This is a genomic window from Candidatus Alcyoniella australis, assembly GCA_030765605.1.
Taxonomy (GTDB): domain Bacteria; phylum Lernaellota; class Lernaellaia; order JAVCCG01; family Alcyoniellaceae; genus Alcyoniella; species Alcyoniella australis.
This window is the reverse complement of the sequence record JAVCCG010000017.1, coordinates 1-21359: the sequence shown is the minus strand read 5'-3', so window position 1 is coordinate 21359 and position 21359 is coordinate 1. Positions and strand designations below refer to the sequence as shown.

Here is a 21359-nt window from a genome sequence, read left to right as displayed (position 1 = left end):
CCAGGCTCTGGGTCAATCATCAGGACCCGGCTGCGGCTTGAAAAAACCCTGAATCATGCCCAGTCCATAGGCGATCGGGTTGAGCGAGAGAATCACCCAGGCCCAGCCCAGGCAGTCGATACGTCGCGCCTTGATCGCCAGCGCCGCGGCCAACAACAGGGTCGCAACGAAGTAGCACAGCGGCAATGCCAGCGGCCGCCACAGCAACCCCAAAGGCGTCAGCGCCAGGCACAGCACCACCAGCGGCGGCACCAAGAACTTGAGCTGAAAATGATCTGGGTGTTTACGGATAATCTGCGTGCGGCCGCGTCCGTAGAGTTTGACGTTGCGCAGCCAGGAGCGCAGGTCGGGGCGCATCTTGTGCTGCACCACGCAGTCGGCCAGATAGACGATGCGCAGCCCCGCGTTGCGCAGGCGGTGGTTGAGCTCCGGGTCCTCGGAGACCATCAGGAATTTTTCGTCGAATCCGCCGATCCCCAGCACGCGCTCGCGGTCGTAGAGGATGTTCAGCGTGGGTATGTGCTCCACATCGCGGTCGCGCTCAAAGACCATCCCCTGCACCGAGCCGTGGCTGCCGAAGAAGCTGCGCAGGGTGATGCCCAACGCGTCCATGAAGCGGCCCTGCCCGGCCAGCGGCACGTTGCCCCCGCCCACCGCCACCACCGCCGCGTCGCGCTCATGGTGCGCGCGATAGCCCTCGAGCAGCCTTCCGACCCAGTGCGGCGGGACCACGCAGTCCGCGTCGGTAAAAGCGATTAAGGGCTGCTGGGCCTCGCGTAGCGCCAGATTGCGGCTGATCGCAATCCCGCGCAGCGAATTGTCGACAACGCGCAGACCAGGCAGCCGGTCGGCAAAGCTGCGGGCGATCTCCACGGTGTGATCGCTCGATGTGTTGTCCACAACCATCACGCAAAATCGCGAGCGGTCGATGTTCTGGGCGACCAAGCTCTCGAGCAGTTCGGGTAGGTTGCGCTCCTCGTTGCGGGTGAGGATCGCCACGCACAGTTCAGCCACGGCCGCTCCCCAATAAATAGCGCACGAAGCTTAGGCCGGCGCGTAGCGACCGCAGCCCCTCAACGGGCCGAGTCAGCAGTTGCAACAGCTTCTTGGCCAAATAGCGCGGCCGGAAGTGGAATCGCCGCGAGGCCTGCTCGCAGAACTCGAACATCCGCTGCGAGGAAAGTCCGGGCAGCGAGAGCACCGCGCGGTGTCGGCCCTGCCCGTCGACCCACTGCGCAGTGTCCGTGCTGGTCAGGGCCTGGTGCTGCTCGGCCCAGGCAAAAGCCTCGGTCCCCGGATAGGGAAACAGCGGGTAGAACTGCGCGCTGTCCGGATTCAGGCGGATCGCGTGTTGCAGCGTGGCCTGCATGGTCTGTTCGGTCTCGCCCGGGAATCCGACCATGAAGCAGCCGTGGACCAGCACGCCGAGCTCGGCCGCGTCCGCGGCAAAACGGTAGGAGCGCTCGAGGGTGATTCCCTTGTGCATCTCGTCGAGCAGCTGCTGCGAGCCGCTCTCATAGCCCACGGCGCAGGCGCGAAATCCCGCGTCGCGCATGGCGCGCAGCGTCTCGCGGCCGGTGGTCACGCGCACGTTGGCGAACCACGGCAGCCGCAGGCCGCGGCCGCGGATCAGCTCGCAGATCGCCAGCACGCGAGACTCGTCGGCGGTGAACGTATCGTCCTCGAACACGATCTCGCGCACGGTCGGCATGTTGCGCTCGATCCACTCCATCTCGCCCACCACGTGCTCGGGGCTGCGCGCGCGATATCGTCTGCCGTGCATGGTCTGGGGGTAGACGCAGAAAAAGCAGCCGTTGGGGCAACCGCGGCCGGAGATCAGCATTGCCATGGGAAAGCCGGACAGGCTGAAGCGGTAGTCGCGCGGGTCGAGCTGCGCGGCGTAGACCGGCGCGATCCAGGGCAACTGATCCAGGTCCTCGATCGGCGCGCGCCCGGCGGTGCGCACGATCGCGTCGTCAGCGCGCCAGGCCAGGCCCGGCACATCGAGCGGATCGCCGTCCCCGGCCAGAACATCGGCCAGCTCGGCGATGGTCAGGTCGTACTCGCCGATCGCCACGCCGTCAACGGGAGACGCGGCCGCGAGGCAGCTCTCGGGCAGGGCCGAGACGTGGGTTCCGACCAGCACCACCCGCGCACCGCTAAGCCGCCCCTTGAGCTGCGCGGCGATGCGCGCGTCGCTCTCAAAGCTCGGGGTCGAGGTGTCGAGCACCACCAGGCCCGGCCGCCAATCGTCCAGCAGCTCGAGCGTGGCATCCAGGCCCAGGCCCGAGGCCGGCGCGTCGAGCAGCAGACACTGGTGCCCGCGCTGTTCGAGCAGCGCGACAGCGTGCGCCAGCCAGTAGGGGTAGTACATCGTGCCGCTTTTGATCACGCCCGGACTGCGCTGAGAGCGCGAGTAACGGCCGATGAACGGCGGATTTACACAGGCGATCCTCACTGTTGCGGGCCGTTCCCCAAAAGCTCGTCGAGCTGGGCGCGGCGCTTGATCTGCAAGTGGCTGAGCATCCGTCCCAGAGCGCCCAGAGCGAAAGCCTGGACCCCGAGCACCACGCACAGTCCGGCGAGGATCAACTGGCTCCAGTGCACGGCGATGTGGCCGCCCAGCGCATACTGCAACAGCGGCCGCAGACCGAGCAGACCGCCGATTACCAGCAGCGCGGCGCTGGCCCCGAGCAGCACCGCCTGGCCCAGGACGCGGCTCATCAACCCGGCGATCGGTCGATGTCCGGCCGAACGCGGATGGAGCAGAGCGGCAGCTTGTTCGCCGAGCACGCCCACGCTGAGCAGCGTAGCGCCGCCCACGGCGAACGCGACCACCGCGATGGCGCGGAAGATCATCGAGTCGGCGACCTTGCCCGTGGCCGCGTAGTCGACCAGCATACCGCCGCCGAAACCCAGGGCTAGGATCAGCAGCAGCAGCGCCGGCGCGCCGAACAATCTTAACGGTCGGTAGGTCAGCGCGATATCGAGGATCACCACCAGAAAGCGCATTCCGTCGCCGAGCACGTTGAGCTTGCTCTCGCCCACCCGCTCCTCATAGGTCATCGGCACCTCGACGATCTTCAACCCCTCGTCGAGCACCGCGCGGCAGCTCATCGCCGGGGTAAAGTGCAGGCCGTCGGGCAACGGATAGAGGTCGGGCAACCGCTCGCGCCGGATCACGCGCATGCCGCTGGCCGCGTCGGTGATCTCCGACTCGCCGATGATGTTGATCAGCCGACGGTAGAGCCGGTTGCCCAGCCGTCGCGTGGCGGGCATGCGGCTCTGGGGCGTCATGCGCGACCCGAGGCAGACATCGGCGTTCTCATTGTGCAGCTTATTGACCAGTTCGACGAACACCAGCGGATCGCAGGTGCCGTCGGCGTCCAAGAAACCGACCAGTTCGGCGTCCGACTCGGCGAACCCGCGCTTGATCGCCGCGCCGTAACCGCGGTTGCGCTCGTAAGCAATCAGCTTGATCTCGGGCTCGAACTCGCTAGCGATCTGCGCCGTGCGGTCGCTGGAACCATCGGAGACCACGGTGATCTGCACCTGTTCCAGAAGCGTGTCGCGCACCAGCGCCTCGCGCGCCGCCAGGCAGCGCTCGACAATGGCGCGGATCGCCTGCTCCTCGTTGTAGGCCGGAATAACGATGGTGAATTTCATCGGACCAGCCTCCTGATCGCCGCGGCGTTCCCCGCGAGCCGCGCGACCATCGCGCTGCGCCCCCGGGCCGCCATGGCAAGCTGCTTACTTGGATCGTCGAGTAACGAGCGCACAAGATCAAGGGCCGCACCGCTGAAATCGCCCTGGCCCGGATCGACCATCCACTGCTCGATCCCGGCGCGCCCGCACAGTTCGCGCACTTTGGCGTCGTAGTCCACCGCCACCAGCGGCACGCCGCAGTTCAGCCCGAAGATCAGCGGATGCAGCCGCATTGAGACCAGCAGCCGCGCCCGGCCGATCAGCGCCTGGACCTGGCCGGGCAACAGATCAATGGCCTCGATCACCGCTGTGGCGGTTTGGCCGCGCATCAGGCTCAAAATCCTGCGCGAGGTCAGCGTGTCCTCGGGGGCCATGCTCGCCAGCATCAGCAGCTGCATCCCGGCCTCTGCCAGGCCGTCGGCCACGATGGCCAGGCTGCGCTCCATGGCCGCGATGTGCTGGTCGCGGCGGCTGTAGAACTCGCTCATGCGAAACCAAGCGCAGGGCGTGATGATTGCCAAGGGTTGGTTGGGGTCGAGACCCGCACGCTCCAAGATCAGCTCAGCCTCGCTCTGCGGCGCGCTGGGCAGCTCCAACGCCGGGTCCGCGGTCAGCTCGACCCGCGACAGCCCGGCGTCGATTAAAACCCGGCGGCTGTGCTCGTCGCGCACGGTCAGCGCCTCGGCGTTCTCGAGGGCCAGGCGCACTCGCCGTTTGCCCGCGGATGATTCCAGCGGACCGGCGCCCACACCGATCACCCCGACCCGGCGTCCCATGCCGCGTGCGATTCGCAGTACGCCGCTGATCGCCGCAAAGTTGACGGGATTCAGGTCGTGCAGCCAGTAGCCTCCGGCGTAGGCCAGCGCGTCGAGCTGCTCGATGTGCAGCAACATGCTCAGCGCCTGGGCGCGCAACAGGAACGCGCTGATCGAGAGCCGACGCGGGTCGGCCTTCCCCGGCCTGAACAGCTCGTGACGCCTCGACGCCTCGCTCGGATCGTCCGGGTCGCCCAGCTTTAGCATGGCGTGGCCCGCCGGGCCGAAGGTGAACGAGTACAGCTCGGCGTGCGGCGCTACAACGCGCGCCTGCCGCGCCAGCGATTCGAGGATCGCCTCGTCGCCGATGTTGCCGCAACGATGCAGTGATATCAGTCCCAGACGAATGGCGCTTCTCCTTTTACTTGTCGCGCAGGGCTTTTCAGTGCTACCAAGTGAAGCTGTCTAAATATTGCTTGTTAGATCGTCAGGATTCAAGTTGAACCGATGGACCGGCTAAAAGCGGAAGCTGAAAAAACAGAACAAGCGTTGCCGCGTTGGCTGTGGCTGATCGCGCTGGTGCTGGGCCTGCTGCTGCTGGTGCGGCTGGCCGAGCCGCCCTACCCGCGCTTTGACTCCGGCGCCTACGTGCTCGGGGCGCGGGCCCTGGCGCGCGGCATGGGGCTGGTGAGCATCAACCATCCCGACCTGGCGCCGTTCACGATTTACCCGCCGGTGCTGCCCGCCTACCTCTCGCTGTTCGCGCGGATCAGCGAATCGCTGGCCATGCTCAAGCTGGGGATCATCCTCAGCGGCGCGCTGTGCCTGCTGCTGACCCTGCGCTATTACGGCCGCTCATGGGGTCCGCTGATCAGCGGTTTGGCGCTGCTGGCGATGGCCGGCTCGACCTTCTACCTGTTCTGCGGGCGCATTCAGGGAGAGGCGCCGTATCTTGCATGGACCTTGGCCGCGCTGCTGTGCCTGGAACAGTCGGTCAAACGCGACAGGCTCGGCGCGCACTTCTGGGTCGGTCTGGCCTGCGTGCTGTGCGCCGCACTCACGCGACAGATCGGCATCGCCCTGATCGTCGGGGCTGCGCTCTACCTGTTGCTGCGTATGAGCGGGGCCTGGCGCAAACTGCTGGCCGTCGGGGCGCTGGCGCTGTTCGTGGCGCTGCCCTACTACTTAACGATCGAAACCTTGCAGCCGGGCAACCTCTCGCCGTCGCAGACCAGCGTGCTGCGCACCAAGGGCTGGAGTCCGAACGGCGGGCAGATCGACCCGCTGTCACACAAGCTCGTCCAGCGGGTTGAAGACAACCTCGAACGCGCGAGCTGGTACGCGCCCCAGAGCCTGCTGCTGCGCGAAGACCGGGAGAGCCGCGGCGTGCGCTGGGCGCTGCGCGCGCTGTTCGGCCTGATGGCCATCGGTTGGCTGTACTCGCTGATCAGGCGCAGGCGCGCAGCCGACTTCTACGTGCCGCCGTATCTCGGGGTGGTGCTGATCATCCCCTGGCTGGTGGAGAATCGCTTCTTCACCGTGCTGATCCCGTTCATGCTCGACTACCTGGTATGCGGCGTGTTCGCGGTCGGCGGGATCGTTACGTTTGCGCTACGCCGCGACCGACGTTCGCTGGAGCGTCCGGCGCGCAAGGTTGCCGTAGCGTTGCTGGCGCTGATCGCGCTGATCAATATCGGCCTGCTCTCGACCTACGATGGCCGCAACAAGTGGTGCGCGCGCGACAACGGCGCGCACGCAGCGTGCATCGCCGCCACCAAGCTGCTCGACCCGGGCGAGATCGTGCTGACCCACGACTCGCTGGCGTTCTCCGCGCTGACCGGAATCCGCTCGCTGAGCTACATGCCCGGCGAGCAGAAGTACCTCGAGCCGTTCGACATCGGGCCGTACATGCGTAGCGGCGGACACATCGACGCGATCCTTTTTCCGCGCGACGATGCGCGGCGGGTGGCGCGCTTTATCGAACAGTGGGACCTGGTGCGCGTGCAGCTGGCCGACGCCGCGGGCTGGAACCTGCTGCGGGTCAGGGCTCGGACTGATCCAGGGCGGATATCACCGCTTTAAATTCGTCGATAACCAGGCCGCGCGCCATGCCTTTGGGCAGCCAGGTCTTGACGCGGGCCTCGATCTGATAGCCACAGGGCACCTCTGCGGGACATCTGAACTCGAGGTCCAGGCCGCGCAGCGCGCCGCGGTAGGCCTCGGTCACGCGCTGGTCCGACTTGAAACTCAGATTGCGTCGGGCCAGGTCGCGCACGTCCGGCACCTTGCACACGACTGCCTGCTCCGCCTCGCCCGTACTCACCGAGCACAACAGCAGCGCCGTACTTTGGCCGTGCACCACGCCCAGGTTCGTGACAATGCTCAACAGGTAGAGCCGCTCTGACAGTGCCGGATCGTCGAGGGAATACAGCGTCTCGATCACGTCCGCATCGATGCCGTCGAACCCGCTGTCGAGGTTCGCAAACGTCGCCGGGTCGAGCATTGCCGCGGCCAGGCTCTCGTAGTCCGCGGATTGGAACTGGCCGGAAATCTGCGCCTTGCTCTCGCCGAGCACCAGCCAGGCGATCAACAGCAGGGCCATCAGCGTAACGATCAGCGTTGAGACCAGCCTGCTAAGCAGGCTGCGTTGCGAGGAGTTCTTTGTATTAGATTGCATCGGCCAACCAATCGCGGATGATCCCCAGGGGCCTGAATTCGTCCCAATGCAGGGCCATCCGCCAGAAGGCGAAAATCAGCGCCGTGGTGAGCAGTACGTATCCTAAAGGCCGCAGCCAGCTTGGCGGCACAAGGCGCGGCGCGTCAAGCCCCAGGGCGAAGTACCAGAACAGCCGGTTCCAGTGCCAAGCCGCCACCGGAAACAGCACCAGCACCAGCAGGTTGTAGCCCAGCGCCTCGACGATCCGGCCGTGGGCCAGGGCCACGAACGCGCGGGTCATGCCGCAGCCCGGACACGGCAGGTTGGTCAAGTGCCGAAACGGGCACAGCGGCGGCCCGACGTTGCCGCTTTGCAGGGCAAACGCCGCGAGCAGCACTACGCTGAGCGCGATAAACTCCGGCGCGAACAGGTCGCGCAGGGCCGGGCGCAGGTTGTGCACGGACAAAGGGCCCCGGGAAAAATGCTCCGGGGCCCTGTACATGCGGATCTTCAGTCCGCCCTCCGCATCAACCCTGGGGCGGCGGAGCGGCTGCTTGCTGGGCCTGGGCGTCGACGATTTCGTTGATGCCCACGGCCATCTCATAGACACCCCACGGCGAGAGGAAGGCGTGGAGGATACCCAGATTCTTCGGCGGCAGTCCGACCTCGGCACGCAGCTCGTCGAGCAGCTTGCTGTGCTTGGGAAACACGACGAACAGCCAGCCGATGGCGCAGGTGCACATCGAGAGCAGCCAATCGACCACCCAATTGATCTTGGCGTCGGGCCGCTTGGCGTTAAAGAAACTTCCCACGTGCAGGAAGTACGGGATCAGCATCGTAAACAAGTTAATCACCAGGAAGACGATCGGGTCTTTCTTGTACTGCTGCATCTGCCCCTCCATAGATTTTTAAGATAGCACGCGTCGATCATAGAAAGAGGCCGGATCGCTTGTCAACGAAATCCGTCGGCCGCGAGGCGCTGCAAGGCTCGCGCAGCACCAACCTGCGTCGGTGGAATATCGACGAGAACGACGGGACAGCCCGGGTTACGGCCTTTCCAGCTGCGGCGTAACCGCCCGCATTCTGACGTCCGCCGGGATCTCGAGTCTGCCGATGATCGGCACGTCCATGATGATCGTGCTCTGGCCGGAGATCAGCGTGGCCATCCTGCCGTCGGCGGTGAAGTCCATTGCAGCGTCGAGGCTCAGCACCAACTCGTGAACCAGGAACCCGTTGAGCAGCTCGTTCTCCACGCTGAACTCGGTCTGCATCAGGATATCCAACCCCAGACCTCCGTCCCCGAGATCGTAGATATCGGCCGAGCCCGGATCAGTGGAGGCGATGATGATTCGTCCCATGTCCAGCAGCCCCGGCTCCTCCTTGGAACCCTTTTCGAGCGCCAGTTCGATGCTGGTGGAAGTCACGTGCATCAGGATCCCGGCCCCCAGGTCAAGGCCGAAGACTTGGCGTCCGCCGACGTCTTCCAGGCCGCGCGCAAAGGCGACCATGATCCCGCTGGCATAGCTCGATTCTTTGATCAATGCGATGTCCATCGAAATCGAGTTTTCCGGAGTCGGTTGCTCGCCGATGCCGAGGAACCCGCTGTCGTCGGCGTCAGCCACCGGCGCGATCATCAGCACCAACGGTATGTAGCCCAGCGACTCCACTGCGTTGAATTCGATCTCGATATCAGGCCCGCCTGCAAGGCGATTGGGCTCGGTATCGAGGCGCACGCCCTCGACGTTGGTTATGCTGTCGCCGATCGTCAGCCGATAAGTGGAGCCCGGCGTGAACTGCTCGTTGGGAATAAAACGCACCTGATGAAAACCGACCAGCCACGAGCCGTCCACCGCGCCCCCGGACGAGACGTCGATCATGCTGACGTTGACTCCCGGCTCCACGCTGTCGCGATCGATGGCCTGTCCAAAGAACAGATCGACCGGCATGTCGACCGCATGCGTTCCGCCCTGGCTGGGGCTGGTTGTGCCCAAAGTGGGAGCCTCGGCGCTGGCCTCGGACGCGCGGGTGGTGAAGGTCGAGCTGTAGCCTTGCTCCATTGCGTTGCCCAGCATGTCCTCGATGCCCGCATCGACCATCAGCGTGTATTGGGTCAGCGGCTCGAGGGGCTGCGATGGATGGAACACGGCGGTTGTTCCGCGGAACTTCCACAGGCCCTCGTGAGTTCCGCCGCGCAGACGGATTTTGCCCTCGAGGCTTGCGGGCAGCACCACATCGTCGAAGGTTACGGTCACCGGCTCGGTCAGCGGCGCGTTGTCGCTGTCGGGCACGGGCCCGACCGAGACCACCGAGGGCGGCGTGGTGTCGGGCTCGAAGTCGTAGGGATCTTTGGGCGGCTGGTAGCTAAGCGAGACCACGGTGGTGGCCCTTTCGCCCAATAAATCCAGGGTAATGTAGGAGCCCAGGTCCATGAACAAATCGCCGGTCTGCGGGTTGACCTCGGAAGTGCCGACCAGCTGCGTGCCGAGGATGTTCTGCGAGAACATCGCGTTGACCAGCGGCGTTTGGGCCACCAGCGCGGTGTCGAGGATCATGTACATCCCCGGCTTACCGCCGGGCGAGCCATAGAGATATTCCGCTCCGAGTTGGAAGCCGTAGACGTCGCTGAGCAGGGTCAGGGTCATCGGCCCGGACGTCACTCCGGTGGAGAGTTCGCCGCCCAGGCTCACGCCCAGGGCGCTGACGTTGACCTGCTGACCGCGCGGCAGCAGCACCGGCGTAATGTCGGGATTGGTTTCCGCGCCGCCCATAACCGATCGCAACGGCCCGCCGTGATAGACGTAGCCCTCGCCGATCAGCTTGCTGATCGTATAGAACGTGTTGGACGAGCGGCCGGTGACCTTGGACGTGGGCAGGTCGTCGATCTCGGTGTTGCCGCACGGCGTGTCCGGATCGTTGGCGCTGGGACAGTGCGTCACCGTGAGGTCGACCAGCTCGCCCGAGAATAGGGCCGTAAAGCCGTAGACGTACTCGATCAGGCTCTCGCCGTTGAGGTCCTCGATCCCGCTGCCGATGGTCAGCGTGTAGCTCTCGCCCACGATTAAATATTCGTCCGGGTCGATGGTCATTACGGTCCAGCCCGGCCAGATCGTCGTGGGCACCAGGCTCTCATCGCTGTCGCGGGTCAGCCGCACGGTATCGCCGTAGACCACGGTCGCGGTTTGGATCGGCTCGCTGAACGCCGCCCAAAGCGTGGCGATCTCGTAGACCCTGTTATCGACGATCGGCATCAGCGCGATCACCTCGGGACGGCGTCCCGCGATCGGGTTGTGCCCCTCGGTGCTGAACGAAACGTTCAGGCCGGTGAAACGTCTGCCGTCGATCCCGCTGATGCGGTCGCCGAAATGGATCACGTAATCGGTCAGTTGTTCCAGGCCCGGCTCGTGGTCGATCCAAACGCTGCGACCATCGACGGCAAGCTCGATGGGCAACTCGGTCTCGACGCCGTCGTCCACCCGCGCCAGGCTGATCTGCCCAGCGAGGCTCGATTGGTCCACGGGCTTGTCAAAGATGATCACCGGCCGCATGGCAAGGCTGACGTTCTGCTGACCGATGTAGGGCATGCACATCTCGATCTGTAACGCGCCGCTGGTCCAGGGCGGGTTGAGGTCTTCAAGCTCCTCGCCCTGGCAACCAAACAGCAGCGCGGCGAGCAGCAAAATCGGAATCAATCTACGTGCGATCTGCATCGTGCACCTCCAATCAGAAGCGCAGCGTGAGGCCCAGGCCTCCGGTGTGCATCATGCCCTCGGAGGCGTACTCATAGCCGTCGGATGTCTCCCAGGTCTCGGGGACAAGGTAGTGCAGCTGGTAATACGCGTCGAAGCTGATCGGCAGCGCCAGCAGCGGCGGTTTCTCCCAGGTGTAGCCGACTCCCAGGCTCGCCACGTGCTTGGCGTTGTCCACGGCCACGTAGCCCTGCATCAGCTCGTTGTCCGGCACGGGTTTGAACGTCCCGGGCTTGCTCAGCGGCGTGGGCTCGTAGGCGTAGCCGCAACGCGCGAACAGCCCGTCGAGGGGTTTGAACTCCAGGCCCAGTCGCGGGACGAACACATCCTTGAACTCGACATCGCTGTCCGCACGGCCCTGGTCCTTGTTGTAGTCGTCGACCTCATCGTTGAACCCGGCCCAGTTATGCCAGGCCGCGTCGACGCCCACGAGCATCCAGTCGGTGGCGTCCACGGCGAATCCCAGGGCGACCTGCTGCGGGGTGAAGTTGTCGCGGAAGTTCAGCGACAGCGGCAGGCCCGCGAGCTTGGACTGCGATACCGTGGCGTCGGTCTGCACGTCCATCGGTCCGAGCTTGCCCATGTTCTCGCCGCGGTAGGCCAGCCCCGCGTGATAGCGGTCGATCGCCAGGTAGAGTCCGGCCAGCGGTCCCATGCTCGCCTTGGCAGCCATCGACATGCTCTCGGACGAGGTGTTGCCGCTCAGGTCGGTGACCAGCGACATCTTGGCGCTGGCCTCGATGTTGATGTGCGCGCCCACGCCCAGGGTCAACTGCGGGATGATCTGCGCGGCAAGGGAGAACGCCATGAACACGCCGGGCGTGCCGTAGCGCACGAACTGACCGCGGTCGTCGCGCACGTCGCCGAAGCTGACGAACTGCCGCATGTAGTCGTCCATGGCCATCGAGATCCCGAGGGCGACTATCCGATCGCCCTTGAACATGCCCGAGAGATCGAACTTCATCGCCGCGGCGATGATCTCGTTGTCCTCGTCATAAGCCGTGGTCTTGTTGTCCAGCTCGCGTTTCACGGTGAAGTCCGGCGATGCGAACTCGAAGCTGACAGCGATCTCCCCGCCGGGTTCTGCGGCCAGGGCCGCGGGATTGAAATACGACGCCCCGGGATCGGGGATCGCGGTCAGCGCGTTGGCCATGGCAATGCCGCGCGCGGTGAGGCCGAACGAGGTCGGGATGAACGCCTGACCGGCCGACGCGGGCAGCGGCGCCGCAAGCGCGACGGTCAACAACAGCAAGCAAAGCGTGAATATGCTTCTATTCACTTCGAGCCTCCTGGCCTGGGGTATTAAATTTTTTTTGTCGTCTGTAACCGAAACCCGTCAATAATAAATCATTATCAGAGTTGCGGTCCCTTTGCAATTTCACCCATTACCTCGGCCCGCTGTCGACGGTTTTCCGCGCTGCATATCAGTTTTTCATCAGACGAACCGGGATTCGATCAAGCTGCCTAACGAATTAATATTTCTATTGAACGGGGTAAATATTGATTATCATTGTCGCGGGTGTTTCGACCAGACGCGGTGGCGGCAATTGGTATATTTTTTGCCACTGAACAATGGTCGAGGCGGAATTTTCAATCGGTCGATGCGGGGGATGCAATGGGAACCAGGCTCAGAATTATATCGATGATCGCGTTCGGGCTGGCGCTGCTCGTTGCGCCGCTGATCTTCGTCTCATGCCAGGGCGACGGCAATGGCGGCGGCGAGACCGCCCAAACGTCGAACAACCTGCACCGCATGGAGAGCTGCAACGAGGCGCTAAGCTATCTGCGCGCGCTCGAGATCGAACAGATGGAACGAATCATCGACGAGTACCGTGACGACCCGTTCGGCTGGTACGGCGATGACGACGACGAACTCGGCGACGACGACTCGGCTGACGACGACTCGGGCGACGACGACTCGGGCGACGACGACTCGACGGGCGACGACGACGACGCGGGGCGCGATGACGACGACCACTCCGACACCAACGTGCAGGAGGAGGGAGTCGACGAGGCCGACCTGGTCAAGACCGATGGCGAGCGGCTGGTGCTGGTGACCAACGGCCATTTGCTGGTGTTCGATCCCAAGCCCGCGGACCAGACCACCGAGCTGGGCCGAATCGAGATCACGGGCGTGGCCACGGAGATGTTCCTCTATGCCGACTACGTGCTGGTCTTCTCCGCTGTAGGCCGCAGTCAGCTCCCCGACGACGTTTGGCCCGACCTGGACGTTGAACAGCTGCCGCGGGAGGTACTCAAACTTACGGTGGTCGATATCTCCGACCCCGCCGCAATGCAGTTGGTGCGCGAGGACTACGTCGAGGGCTACTACCTGAGTTCGCGCCGCGTTGACAACGGCGTGCGCGTTGCCCTCTGGTCCAGCGACAAGGGGCCGGACTACAAGACCTGGATCGACCCCTCGCCGTACTGCGACGAATATTGGGAAAACTGCGACTTCGACGCGATCAACGCGGCCTACGACGCACTCGAGCGCGAGAACCGCGAGCTGATCGAATCGAGCGAACTCGAATCCTGGATGCCGCGGCTGTACCAAATCGTGCACACGCCCCAGGGCGAGCAGATCAGTTCGGGCACACTCAGCGACTGCACCGACCTCTATCGACCGAGCAACTCCCAGGGAACCGACTCGCTGAGCGTGATCTCCATCGATATGAAGGATCCGGCGGCCAAGCAGCACGACATCGGGCTGATCGCCGACGGCTCGATCGTCTATGCCTCGACCAGCGCGCTGTACGTGACCACCGATCCGTGGCAGGCCTGGGACTGGTTCGAGGACTACGACCCCGACAGCTCGTTGATCCACAAGTTCGACATCGCCTCCACCGCCTCCGAGGCGATCTACGTGGGCACGGGCGAGGTCGAGGGCTGGGTGCTTAATCAGTTCTCGATGAGCGAGTACCAGGACTACCTGCGGATCGCCACCACCACCGGTAACTGGAGCGGGGAACAGGCCAACCACGTGTTCGTGCTCGAGCAGGGCTCGATGCAGTTGACGGTCGTCGGCGCGTTGCGCGACATCGCGCCGGGCGAGGAGATCAGGTCGGCGCGCTTCCTGGGTGATCGCGGATTCCTGGTGACATTCGAGCAGATCGATCCGCTGTTCACCCTGGACATGAGCGATCCGACGGCTCCGGCCGTGGTCGGCGAATTGCAGATGCCCGGCTACTCGGCCTACTTGCATCCCTTTGGCGAGGACTACCTGCTGGGCTTCGGCCTGCAGGGCGATCAGTGGGGCGACACCTGGGGCGTCAAACTCGTACTGTTCGACGTCAGCGACTTCGCCGCGCCGACGATTTTGCACCAGGAGAACATCGGCAATTACGATGGTCGATCCCTGGCCAACCAGGATCACAAGGCGTTCCTGTACTACGCGAGCAAAGACCTGCTGGCCTTCCCCTACAGTGAGTGGGGCTATGGCGACGACGATGATGACGACGATCTCAAGTATGGCGAAGACTACCACGCATTAATGATCTACCGCGCCACGGTGGAACAAGGCTTCACCCACCTGCACGACGTGGACCATTCGGACTTCACCGGCGAAACGGGCTCCGATCCGCTGTACGGCAACAACAACGTACTGCGCTCAGTGGTAATCGGCGATTACATCTACTCGATCTCCGAGGCCGCGCTGGTTGTCACTGACATGGACTCATGGGACGACGTGCTGGCCATCGACCTGCCCTATCGGGATCCCTGGACGGGCTACGACGACGATGATGACGACGACGAGGTCTGGCCCGACGACGACGACGATCCGGACCCCGCTTGATAAATAATCTGTATTGATGCGCGGTGGGCGGCAACGGCTGCCCGCCGCGCTCGTTTATCGCACGTCCACCTGCCGAAAAACCGCATACAATATGACATTGGTCAGCAACTCACTCCGGGTATCAGTACTACCTTGGAACACGGGAGGGCTGATGGGGAAAACACTACGAAGCACGCGGCTGTATCTGGGAACATTGCTCATAGGGCTGATCGTGCTGGCGCTGAGCGCCAGTGCTTGTGGAGGACCGATGCTCAACAAAGGCCAGAGTGCGCCCGATTTTCAGGCGCAGACATTCGACGGCGAACAGGTCGATTTGCGCGGCCTGCTACAGGACGGCCCGCTGGTGCTGGTGTTTCTACGCGGCTTCGGCTGACCGTATTCGCGCAAGCATCTGGGTCAGATGCGAGACGAGATCGCCAAGTTCGAAGCCTCCAACGCGCAAATCGCAGTGGTGGCGCGCCATGACGCGGAAAAGATGCGCGAGTTCTGGACCGAGAACAAGCTGCCCTACGTCGGTATTCCCGATCCCGACGCCAGGCTCGGCGAGCTCTACGGCCAGCAGTACCGCCTGCTCAAGCTCGGGTTGATGCCCGCGCTGTTCGTGATCAACAGCGAGGGCACGATCACCTACCTGCACTACAGCTCGGGCATGTCCGACATCCCGGCCAATACCACGGTGCTCGACGCTCTCCGCCAAATCCAGTGATGCGCGTATTGCGCGAGACGGCCAAGCTGCTTGGTTTGATTCTGATCTGCCAGGCGACCGGCGTGTTGGGCGCGCTGTTTACGGTTCCGTCGATCCCCACTTGGTATGCGGGTCTGAACAAGCCGTGGTTTAACCCGCCCAACTGGCTGTTCGGTCCAGTCTGGACCACGCTGTATCTTTTAATGGCAATTGCCGCCTATCTGGTCTGGCGTCAAGGGATCGAGCGACCGACGGTGCGGCGAGCGCTGAAGCTGTTCGCGATTCAGCTCGGGCTCAACGCGATCTGGTCGCCGATGTTTTTCGGCCTACACGACGTGTTCCTGGGACTGGTGGTGATCCTGCTGCTGCTGGGATTACTGGCCTGGACTCACTCGGCGTTCAAGAAAGTTTCGCCGATGGCCGCCGCACTGCTGGTTCCCTACGTGCTGTGGGTCGGGTTCGCATCCCTGCTCAACAGCGCGCTATACCTGCTCAACTAAAAAACGGGCCGCCCGGATAGGAGCGGCCCGTCTTCGATCAATTTCGTGGCGGTTCAGACCACCTCGATTGTGGACGGCGGCTTGGAGGCGATGTTGTAGGTCACGCTGACCACGCCGGGCACCTCTTGGCAGATGCGGTCGGCAATGGTGCGCAGCTTGGCGAACGGGACGTCGGTCGGCTGGGCCACCACCGCGTCGGTGCTCTCCCAGCAGCGCACCTCGATCTGCAATCCGAAGTCGCGCTTACCCTGGCGAATGCCGGTGACCCGATCCTCGTGCAGCACGGCCAGGTACTGGAATGCGCCGGAGTCGGCCAGCTCCTGCTCGACGACCAGCGTGGCCTGGCGCACGGTCTCCACGCGCTCTGGTGTGACCTCGCCGATCACCCGCGTGGCCAGGGCCGGTCCGGGGAACGGCGGCCGGGTGTAGATCACCTCGGGCAAACCCAGGGCCTTGCCCACCAGACGCACGCCGGTCTTGCGCAGCTCGATGATCGGCTCGATCACCTTGTAGCCGAACTCCTGCTCGGTATCGATGCCCAGCTGCTCGAGGATGTTGTGCTGACGCTTGATGCCGGCCACGGTCTCCTCGACGTCTGTGTAGTTGGTCCCTTGCAGCAGGTGGTGGGCGCCGGACTCGCGCACCAATCTGCCGAACACGCTCTTGTAAAAGGTCTGGGTAATCGCCTCGCGCTTGAGCTCGGGGTCGAGCTTGCCCTTGAGCGCGGCGAAGAACTCGTCCTTGGAGTCGACGATCTCGATCGGCACTCCCAGCTCGTCGAACCAATCCTTGATCTGTTGCGCCTCGCCCGCGCGCATGATGCCGTTCTCGATGAAGTAGGTCTTGAGCCGATCGCCCAGCGCGCGGTGACCGATCATCGTTACCACGGCCGAGTCCACACCGCCGGACAGGGCGTTGACCGCCAACCCCTCACCCACCGCCTGCCTGATCTGCTCCACCTGCCGCTGGATGAACTGCTCGACGTCGAGCTGCTCCAATGTGATCTCCTGCACCGCCATTATCTGCCTCCTGACCCGCTGGTTATTTTTGCAATGTCTGAGTGATATATAACATCGCCCGGCACCCGGCAAGGCGCTTGGGCGGGCGTCGCTCAGGGGTAGCTGACCCCAAATTTTTTCATCTTGCGCAGCAGGGTCGTCTTGTGGATCCCCAGGGCATCGGCAGTGCGTTGGCGGTGACCCTCGTGCGCGGCCAGGGCGCGATGCAGGGCTTGGGCCTGGGCCTGCTTCAACGGGTCGCCCTCGTGCTCGGGCTCGGTCGGCTGCTCGGGCACGATGTCTCGCGGCAGGTGCTGCAAATCGATCAGCTCATCGCGGCACATAACAAACGCGCGCTCAATGATGTTCTGTAACTCGCGCACGTTGCCCGGCCAGGAGTAGCGCATCAGCGCCTCCATTGCTCGCGCACTCAGGCCGCGGATCTCACGCCCCTGGTTGAGGTTGAGCCGCTCAATGAAATGCTCGACCAACAGCGGCACGTCCTCAATCCTCTCGCTCAGCGGCGGCAGCTCAATGCTCACTACGTTAAGCCGGTAGTACAGATCGTCGCGGAAACGACCGATGCTGATCAGCTGCCGCAAATCGCGGTTGGTCGCGGCCACAATGCGCACGTCGGCCTTTTTCTCGCTGCTGGTGCCCAGCGGCTGGTAGGTGCGCTGCTCGAGCACACGCAGCAGCTTGGACTGCAATGCGGCGGACAGATCGCCGATCTCGTCGAGAAACAGCGTGCCGCCCGCGGCTAGGTCAAAGCGGCCGGGCTTGTCGCGCCGCGCGTCGGTAAACGCGCCTGCCACGTAGCCGAACAGCTCGGACTCGAGCAGGTTGTCAGGCAACGCCGCGCAGTTGACCGCCACAAACGGCCCCTCGCGTCGCGGACTCAGATCGTGAATCGCCCGCGCGAACAGCTCCTTGCCCGAACCCGATGGGCCCAAGATCAGCGCCGTGCTCTCGGATTGGCCCACGTCGGGCAGAATATCGAAGATCTGCTCGATACGATGGTTCTTACTCACGATGTCGCGAAACGTGTACTGCTTGCGCAGCTGTTTGCGCAGGCTCTCAATGGCCGACAGATCACGGAATGTCTCGGCCCCGCCGATCAGCTCGCCGTCGCGGTCACGCAACACGGCCGTTGAGATGCTGATCGGCTTGTCCTCGCCGCCCGCGGTCACGATATCAATCCGGCGGTCGATCAGCGGCTTGCCGTGCTCAAGGGTCTGACGTAGCAAGCAGTCGGATTGACAGACGTTGGAGCGAAACACGTCGTAACAGTACTGGCCCAGGGCCTGCTCGCGGCCAAAGCCTGTGATCCGCTCGGCCGCCGCGTTCCACGATGTAATGCGCCACTGATGATCCACGGTAAATACGCCGTCGGCAATCGAATCGAGGATCGTCTCAATAGCCTGACTAGGATTATTCATGAGACTTCCTTCACCTTCCGGTAGCGTTTTTGCTACCACATTTCAAGCCCAAAGTAGCACTTATGCTACCAGGAGGCAAGAAGCATTGCTCGTCAATTGGTAAATATCCTATCATTTCATGACGATATGTCATGCCCTCAACTTCGGCATGAATCGTGCTGCTATTAGACAATGTGGAACAGAAGCAGCGCATCGCGATTCCGACCTTCGGCACGAGGATCTCGCCGCGCTTTGACTGCGCATCGAGCATCACCCTTGTCGATATCTGCAACAATCAAATCGATGACCAGCAGGACCTGGCTCTGGTGGGGCTTGACCCCAGAGAGCGGGTAATGCTGCTGCTGAGCCAGGGCGTGAGCCTGGTGCTCTGCGGCGGGTTGCGCAACTGCGACGCCCATGCCCTGCGTCACAGCGGCATTAGGGTGATCGACGGCGTGGTCGGCGAGATCGACCAGTCGTTGAACGAGTTTCTTTTAGGAACCCTCGTCCCCAGACACCCCGGACACGGCCATGGCCACGGCCGGGGGAGGATGCACCGAGAATCCGGTCGCTCCGCGCTGGGATATAACAATAGAAGGAGATAGAAAATGCCAGGTGGAGACAGAACAGGACCCAATGGAATGGGATCGATGACCGGACGGGGCGCAGGCTTTTGCGCAGACAATTCAGCGCCCGGATACGCCAGTCCTATGCCGGGCCGCGGATACGGCCGCGGCGCTGGTCGCGGCGGCGGCATGGGTTACGGCCGCGGCGCGGGTCGCGGATTCGCACCATGGGGAGGCGGCAGGGGCCGCGCCTGGGGTGGCGGACGCGGACAGGGCTGGGGCCAGGGCCAAAACATGGGCTGGAATTCCGGCCCACAAGCAGCCTATCCCGAACCCACAGCCGAACAGGAAGCCTCATACCTCAAGGGTGAGGCCGAGGCCCTGGAGAGCGAGTTGCAAGCGATCAAGGCCCGCATCGGCGATCTCGAGTCCCAGAAGTAAATTACATCATTCACAGGCCCCGGCCTGTGGTATAAGGAGCGAATGATGCCCGGACAAGGACAAGGCGGTGGACAGGGCGGCGGAGGCCGTGGACAAGGCGGCGGCGGTCGCGGCCTGGGACGTGGCGGCGGACAAGGACGCATGGGCGGCCAGGCCAACGGTCCCGGCGGCGCGTGTGTCTGCCCGCAGTGCGGCAAGCGCATAGCGCACCAGCAAGGCACGCCGTGCTTTGAACAGATGTGCCCGGATTGCAAGGTCAAGCTCGTACGCGGCTAAGCCGCGCGTTGTATCGCATACAAGCATTTAATCGCACAAGGGGGAGAGAATGAAGTTGCGCGGAAGGTCTATTGTGGCCTTGGGGGTAATTGCAGCGTTAATGTTGCTCACCGTGGCAGCGCTGGCCGAGGACGAGGCTGACAGCTCGTTCTTCGACAAGAGCCTGCACGCCACGGGCAACGGCATGCGCTACTGGTATGAGAAAGAGGGCGGCTTCATGTCGCTCACGGGCATTCCCTACGACCAGCTGGACTGCAGCAACTGCCATGTCAAGTCCTGCGACCAGTGCCACGCGGAGAAGCGCGGAGAAAACTTCAGCTACTCCGGCGCGATGTCGCATCAGAACGATACCTGTTTTGCCTGCCACAGCCGCGAGAAGGGCACCTTCGGCATGGATCGCAACGCCGGCTGCCTTGACGTACACATGGCCGCGGGCTTCAGCTGCTCGCGCTGCCATCGCGGCGAAGACGTACACGGCAACGGCACGCAGTACACGACCATGCGCGACCAAGGCGCAGTGGACACCGATTGCCTGGACTGCCATTCGGCCGAGTCCACAAACGCTCTGCCAATGGACTCGACCCTGCTTTCGCACACTGTCCACGGCGACAAGCTGGACTGCTCGGCCTGCCACGTGCAGAGCACCTTCTCGTGCAACAACTGCCACTTCGATACGTTCCTGCGCACCGGCTCGCGCAAGGGCACGTTCATCAAGAACAAGGACTGGCTGCTGCTGGTCAACTACGAGGGCAAGGTTACGTCGGGCACAGCGATGAGCCTGGTGACCGGCGATAAGAAGTTCGTGGGCTACGGTCCTTACTACACGCACTCGATCAGCCGCGGGCGGCATTGCGAGAGCTGCCACGCCAACGAGGCGGTCAAGCTGCTGCAGGCCGGAGAGTCCGTACCGATGATGAGCTTCGAGGACGGCAAGGCGACGTTCTTTAAGGGCGTGGTCCCGGCGGTCACCGACCAGCTCGAATGGGCCTTCCTGGACAAGGACGGCGACAAGTGGGTGCTGCTCCAAAGCGACGAGAAGCCGCTGGTGCAGTGGTTCACCTACGGATCCGAAATCACCCAGGACCAGCTGAAAAAACTGGCAATGCCCTTCAGCGGCAAGTAGACGAGCGATCGTCGGCCGCGAGCGCAACGGAAAAAATGAGCGATCGACAACTCAGAATTGCTGTGGCCTCTGGAAAAGGGGGCACTGGCAAAACAACTCTGGCGACCAACCTTGCGCGCGTGGCCGGCGATGTGCTCTACGCGGATTGCGACGTGGAGGAGCCCAACGGCCAGCTCTTCCTCCACCCAAAAATAACCAAACGCGAAATCATCAATACCCGTGTGCCGCGCGTGAACTATCAGCTTTGCGACTTCTGCGGCGCATGCGCCCGCGCCTGTCGCTTCAACGCCCTGGCCGTGCTGCAAAAATCGGTGATGACCTTCGACGAGCTGTGCCACTCCTGCGGCAACTGCCTGGCCTCGTGCCCGCGTGACGCGATCAGCGAAATCGAACGGCCGATCGGCGAAGTGCTCAGTGGCCACAGCGGCAACGTGCGCTTTTTACAGGGCAGACTCAACGTGGGCGAGGCCCAAAGCCCGCCGTTGATCCGCGAGGTCAAACGTCGGCTGGACAGCGATCGGCTGGTAATCCTTGACGCGCCGCCGGGCACCTCGTGCCCTGCGCTGAACTCGGTATCCGGCGCTGACTTCGTGCTGATGGTCACCGAGCCCACGCCGTTTGGACTCAACGACCTCGATCTGGCCGTACAAATGGTGCGCAAGCTCGGCCTGCCCTGCGCCGTGCTGATCAACCGCGC

The 21359-nt window shown here is 63.5% G+C and carries 20 protein-coding genes and 1 pseudogene; 10 read left to right on the top strand and 11 right to left on the bottom strand.

The genetic code is table 11. From position 1 onward, the window contains the following. Positions 1-12 precede the first annotated feature (12 nt). The 4 genes from P9M14_01530 to P9M14_01515 are packed head-to-tail and all read right to left on the bottom strand — an operon-like array spanning position 13 to position 4829. Positions 13-1014, bottom strand: a complete 1002-nt coding sequence (locus P9M14_01530) for a glycosyltransferase (GenBank protein MDP8254407.1) — start codon at positions 1012-1014, stop codon at positions 13-15. Next, entirely contained in the window at positions 1007-2458 is a 1452-nt protein-coding gene (locus P9M14_01525) for a radical SAM protein (GenBank protein MDP8254406.1), read from the bottom strand. Before P9M14_01525 ends, P9M14_01530 begins: the two co-directional genes overlap by 8 nt. After that, positions 2455-3666 (bottom strand): glycosyltransferase family 2 protein, encoded by a 1212-nt coding sequence (locus P9M14_01520; GenBank protein MDP8254405.1) that lies wholly within the window; start codon positions 3664-3666, stop codon positions 2455-2457. Before P9M14_01520 ends, P9M14_01525 begins: the two co-directional genes overlap by 4 nt. Further along, positions 3663-4829: a polysaccharide pyruvyl transferase family protein gene (locus P9M14_01515; protein ID MDP8254404.1), complete on the bottom strand. Its 1167-nt coding sequence runs from the start codon at positions 4827-4829 to the stop codon at positions 3663-3665. Before P9M14_01515 ends, P9M14_01520 begins: the two co-directional genes overlap by 4 nt. A 138-nt stretch (positions 4830-4967) precedes the next feature. Here P9M14_01515 and P9M14_01510 point away from each other — a divergent pair, with 138 nt between their 5' ends. Then, positions 4968-6542, top strand: coding sequence for a glycosyltransferase family 39 protein (locus tag P9M14_01510; protein MDP8254403.1), 1575 nt, complete (start codon positions 4968-4970; stop codon positions 6540-6542). On the opposite strand, the gene P9M14_01505 is transcribed toward P9M14_01510, so the two are convergent. The 5 genes from P9M14_01505 to P9M14_01485 form a co-directional block, all read right to left on the bottom strand. Next, positions 6502-7137 carry a hypothetical protein gene (locus tag P9M14_01505; GenBank protein ID MDP8254402.1) on the bottom strand — a complete coding sequence of 212 codons (636 nt, stop codon included), beginning with the start codon at positions 7135-7137 and terminating at the stop codon, positions 6502-6504. The genes P9M14_01510 and P9M14_01505 overlap by 41 nt on opposite strands. Beyond that, positions 7127-7576, bottom strand: a complete 450-nt coding sequence (locus tag P9M14_01500) for a DUF2752 domain-containing protein (protein ID MDP8254401.1) — start codon at positions 7574-7576, stop codon at positions 7127-7129. The genes P9M14_01505 and P9M14_01500 overlap by 11 nt, the downstream gene beginning before the upstream one ends. Before the next feature lie 67 nt (positions 7577-7643). Further along, positions 7644-8006 carry a hypothetical protein gene (locus P9M14_01495; protein MDP8254400.1) on the bottom strand — a complete coding sequence of 121 codons (363 nt, stop codon included), beginning with the start codon at positions 8004-8006 and terminating at the stop codon, positions 7644-7646. A gap of 156 nt (positions 8007-8162) precedes the next feature. Further along, entirely contained in the window at positions 8163-10823 is a 2661-nt protein-coding gene (locus tag P9M14_01490; GenBank protein ID MDP8254399.1) for an Ig-like domain-containing protein, read from the bottom strand. 13 nt (positions 10824-10836) lie between these two features. Continuing rightward, a complete protein-coding gene (locus tag P9M14_01485) occupies positions 10837-12141 on the bottom strand; it encodes an outer membrane protein transport protein (GenBank protein MDP8254398.1) in 1305 nt (434 codons plus the stop codon). A gap of 336 nt (positions 12142-12477) precedes the next feature. On the opposite strand from P9M14_01485, the gene P9M14_01480 reads away from it, so the two are divergent. From P9M14_01480 to P9M14_01465, 4 genes and pseudogenes are all read left to right on the top strand, one after another. Beyond that, entirely contained in the window at positions 12478-14655 is a 2178-nt protein-coding gene (locus P9M14_01480; GenBank protein ID MDP8254397.1) for a beta-propeller domain-containing protein, read from the top strand. A gap of 151 nt (positions 14656-14806) precedes the next feature. Next, positions 14807-15028 (top strand): hypothetical protein, encoded by a 222-nt coding sequence (locus P9M14_01475; protein MDP8254396.1) that lies wholly within the window; start codon positions 14807-14809, stop codon positions 15026-15028. 12 nt (positions 15029-15040) lie between these two features. Then, positions 15041-15361 (top strand): annotated as a pseudogene (locus P9M14_01470) (redoxin domain-containing protein). Positions 15362-15369: 8 nt separating this feature from the next. After that, complete coding sequence (locus tag P9M14_01465; GenBank protein ID MDP8254395.1) at positions 15370-15840, top strand: TspO/MBR family protein; 471 nt, start codon at positions 15370-15372, stop codon at positions 15838-15840. Positions 15841-15893: 53 nt separating this feature from the next. On the opposite strand, the gene P9M14_01460 is transcribed toward P9M14_01465, so the two are convergent. Both P9M14_01460 and P9M14_01455 read right to left on the bottom strand, forming a co-directional pair. Then, a complete protein-coding gene (locus P9M14_01460) occupies positions 15894-16859 on the bottom strand; it encodes an asparagine synthase-related protein (GenBank protein MDP8254394.1) in 966 nt (321 codons plus the stop codon). A gap of 92 nt (positions 16860-16951) precedes the next feature. After that, complete coding sequence (locus P9M14_01455; protein ID MDP8254393.1) at positions 16952-18277, bottom strand: sigma 54-interacting transcriptional regulator; 1326 nt, start codon at positions 18275-18277, stop codon at positions 16952-16954. A 155-nt stretch (positions 18278-18432) separates the two neighbouring features. Here P9M14_01455 and P9M14_01450 point away from each other — a divergent pair, with 155 nt between their 5' ends. The 5 genes from P9M14_01450 to P9M14_01430 form a co-directional block, all read left to right on the top strand. Next, the gene (locus P9M14_01450) at positions 18433-18861 is read left to right on the top strand and encodes a NifB/NifX family molybdenum-iron cluster-binding protein (protein MDP8254392.1); all 429 of its coding nucleotides are present in this window, start codon (positions 18433-18435) and stop codon (positions 18859-18861) included. 3 nt (positions 18862-18864) lie between these two features. After that, on the top strand, positions 18865-19263 hold the full coding sequence (locus tag P9M14_01445) for a DUF5320 domain-containing protein (GenBank protein ID MDP8254391.1): 399 nt from the start codon (positions 18865-18867) through the stop codon (positions 19261-19263). A 45-nt stretch (positions 19264-19308) separates the two neighbouring features. Next, positions 19309-19539 carry a hypothetical protein gene (locus P9M14_01440; protein ID MDP8254390.1) on the top strand — a complete coding sequence of 77 codons (231 nt, stop codon included), beginning with the start codon at positions 19309-19311 and terminating at the stop codon, positions 19537-19539. 100 nt (positions 19540-19639) lie between these two features. Beyond that, the gene (locus P9M14_01435) at positions 19640-20662 is read left to right on the top strand and encodes a hypothetical protein (protein ID MDP8254389.1); all 1023 of its coding nucleotides are present in this window, start codon (positions 19640-19642) and stop codon (positions 20660-20662) included. A gap of 35 nt (positions 20663-20697) precedes the next feature. Further along, positions 20698-21359, top strand: a 662-nt coding sequence (locus P9M14_01430; GenBank protein MDP8254388.1) for an ATP-binding protein, incomplete at its 3' end; no start/stop codon positions are given.

Bases quoted from the DNA above. Each gene is read 5' to 3' on its own strand.
- P9M14_01520 (MDP8254405.1), bottom strand. From the start codon at position 3,666: ATGAAATTCACCATCGTTATTCCGGCCTACAACGAGGAGCAGGCGATC.
- P9M14_01510 (MDP8254403.1), top strand. From the start codon at position 4,968: ATGGACCGGCTAAAAGCGGAAGCTGAAAAAACAGAACAAGCGTTGCCG.
- P9M14_01505 (MDP8254402.1), bottom strand. From the start codon at position 7,137: ATGCAATCTAATACAAAGAACTCCTCGCAACGCAGCCTGCTTAGCAGG.
- P9M14_01495 (MDP8254400.1), bottom strand. From the start codon at position 8,006: ATGCAGCAGTACAAGAAAGACCCGATCGTCTTCCTGGTGATTAACTTG.
- P9M14_01490 (MDP8254399.1), bottom strand. From the start codon at position 10,823: ATGCAGATCGCACGTAGATTGATTCCGATTTTGCTGCTCGCCGCGCTG.
- P9M14_01480 (MDP8254397.1), top strand. From the start codon at position 12,478: ATGGGAACCAGGCTCAGAATTATATCGATGATCGCGTTCGGGCTGGCG.
- P9M14_01475 (MDP8254396.1), top strand. From the start codon at position 14,807: ATGGGGAAAACACTACGAAGCACGCGGCTGTATCTGGGAACATTGCTC.
- P9M14_01460 (MDP8254394.1), bottom strand. From the start codon at position 16,859: ATGGCGGTGCAGGAGATCACATTGGAGCAGCTCGACGTCGAGCAGTTC.
- P9M14_01455 (MDP8254393.1), bottom strand. From the start codon at position 18,277: ATGAATAATCCTAGTCAGGCTATTGAGACGATCCTCGATTCGATTGCC.
- P9M14_01445 (MDP8254391.1), top strand. From the start codon at position 18,865: ATGCCAGGTGGAGACAGAACAGGACCCAATGGAATGGGATCGATGACC.
- P9M14_01440 (MDP8254390.1), top strand. From the start codon at position 19,309: ATGCCCGGACAAGGACAAGGCGGTGGACAGGGCGGCGGAGGCCGTGGA.
- P9M14_01435 (MDP8254389.1), top strand. From the start codon at position 19,640: ATGTTGCTCACCGTGGCAGCGCTGGCCGAGGACGAGGCTGACAGCTCG.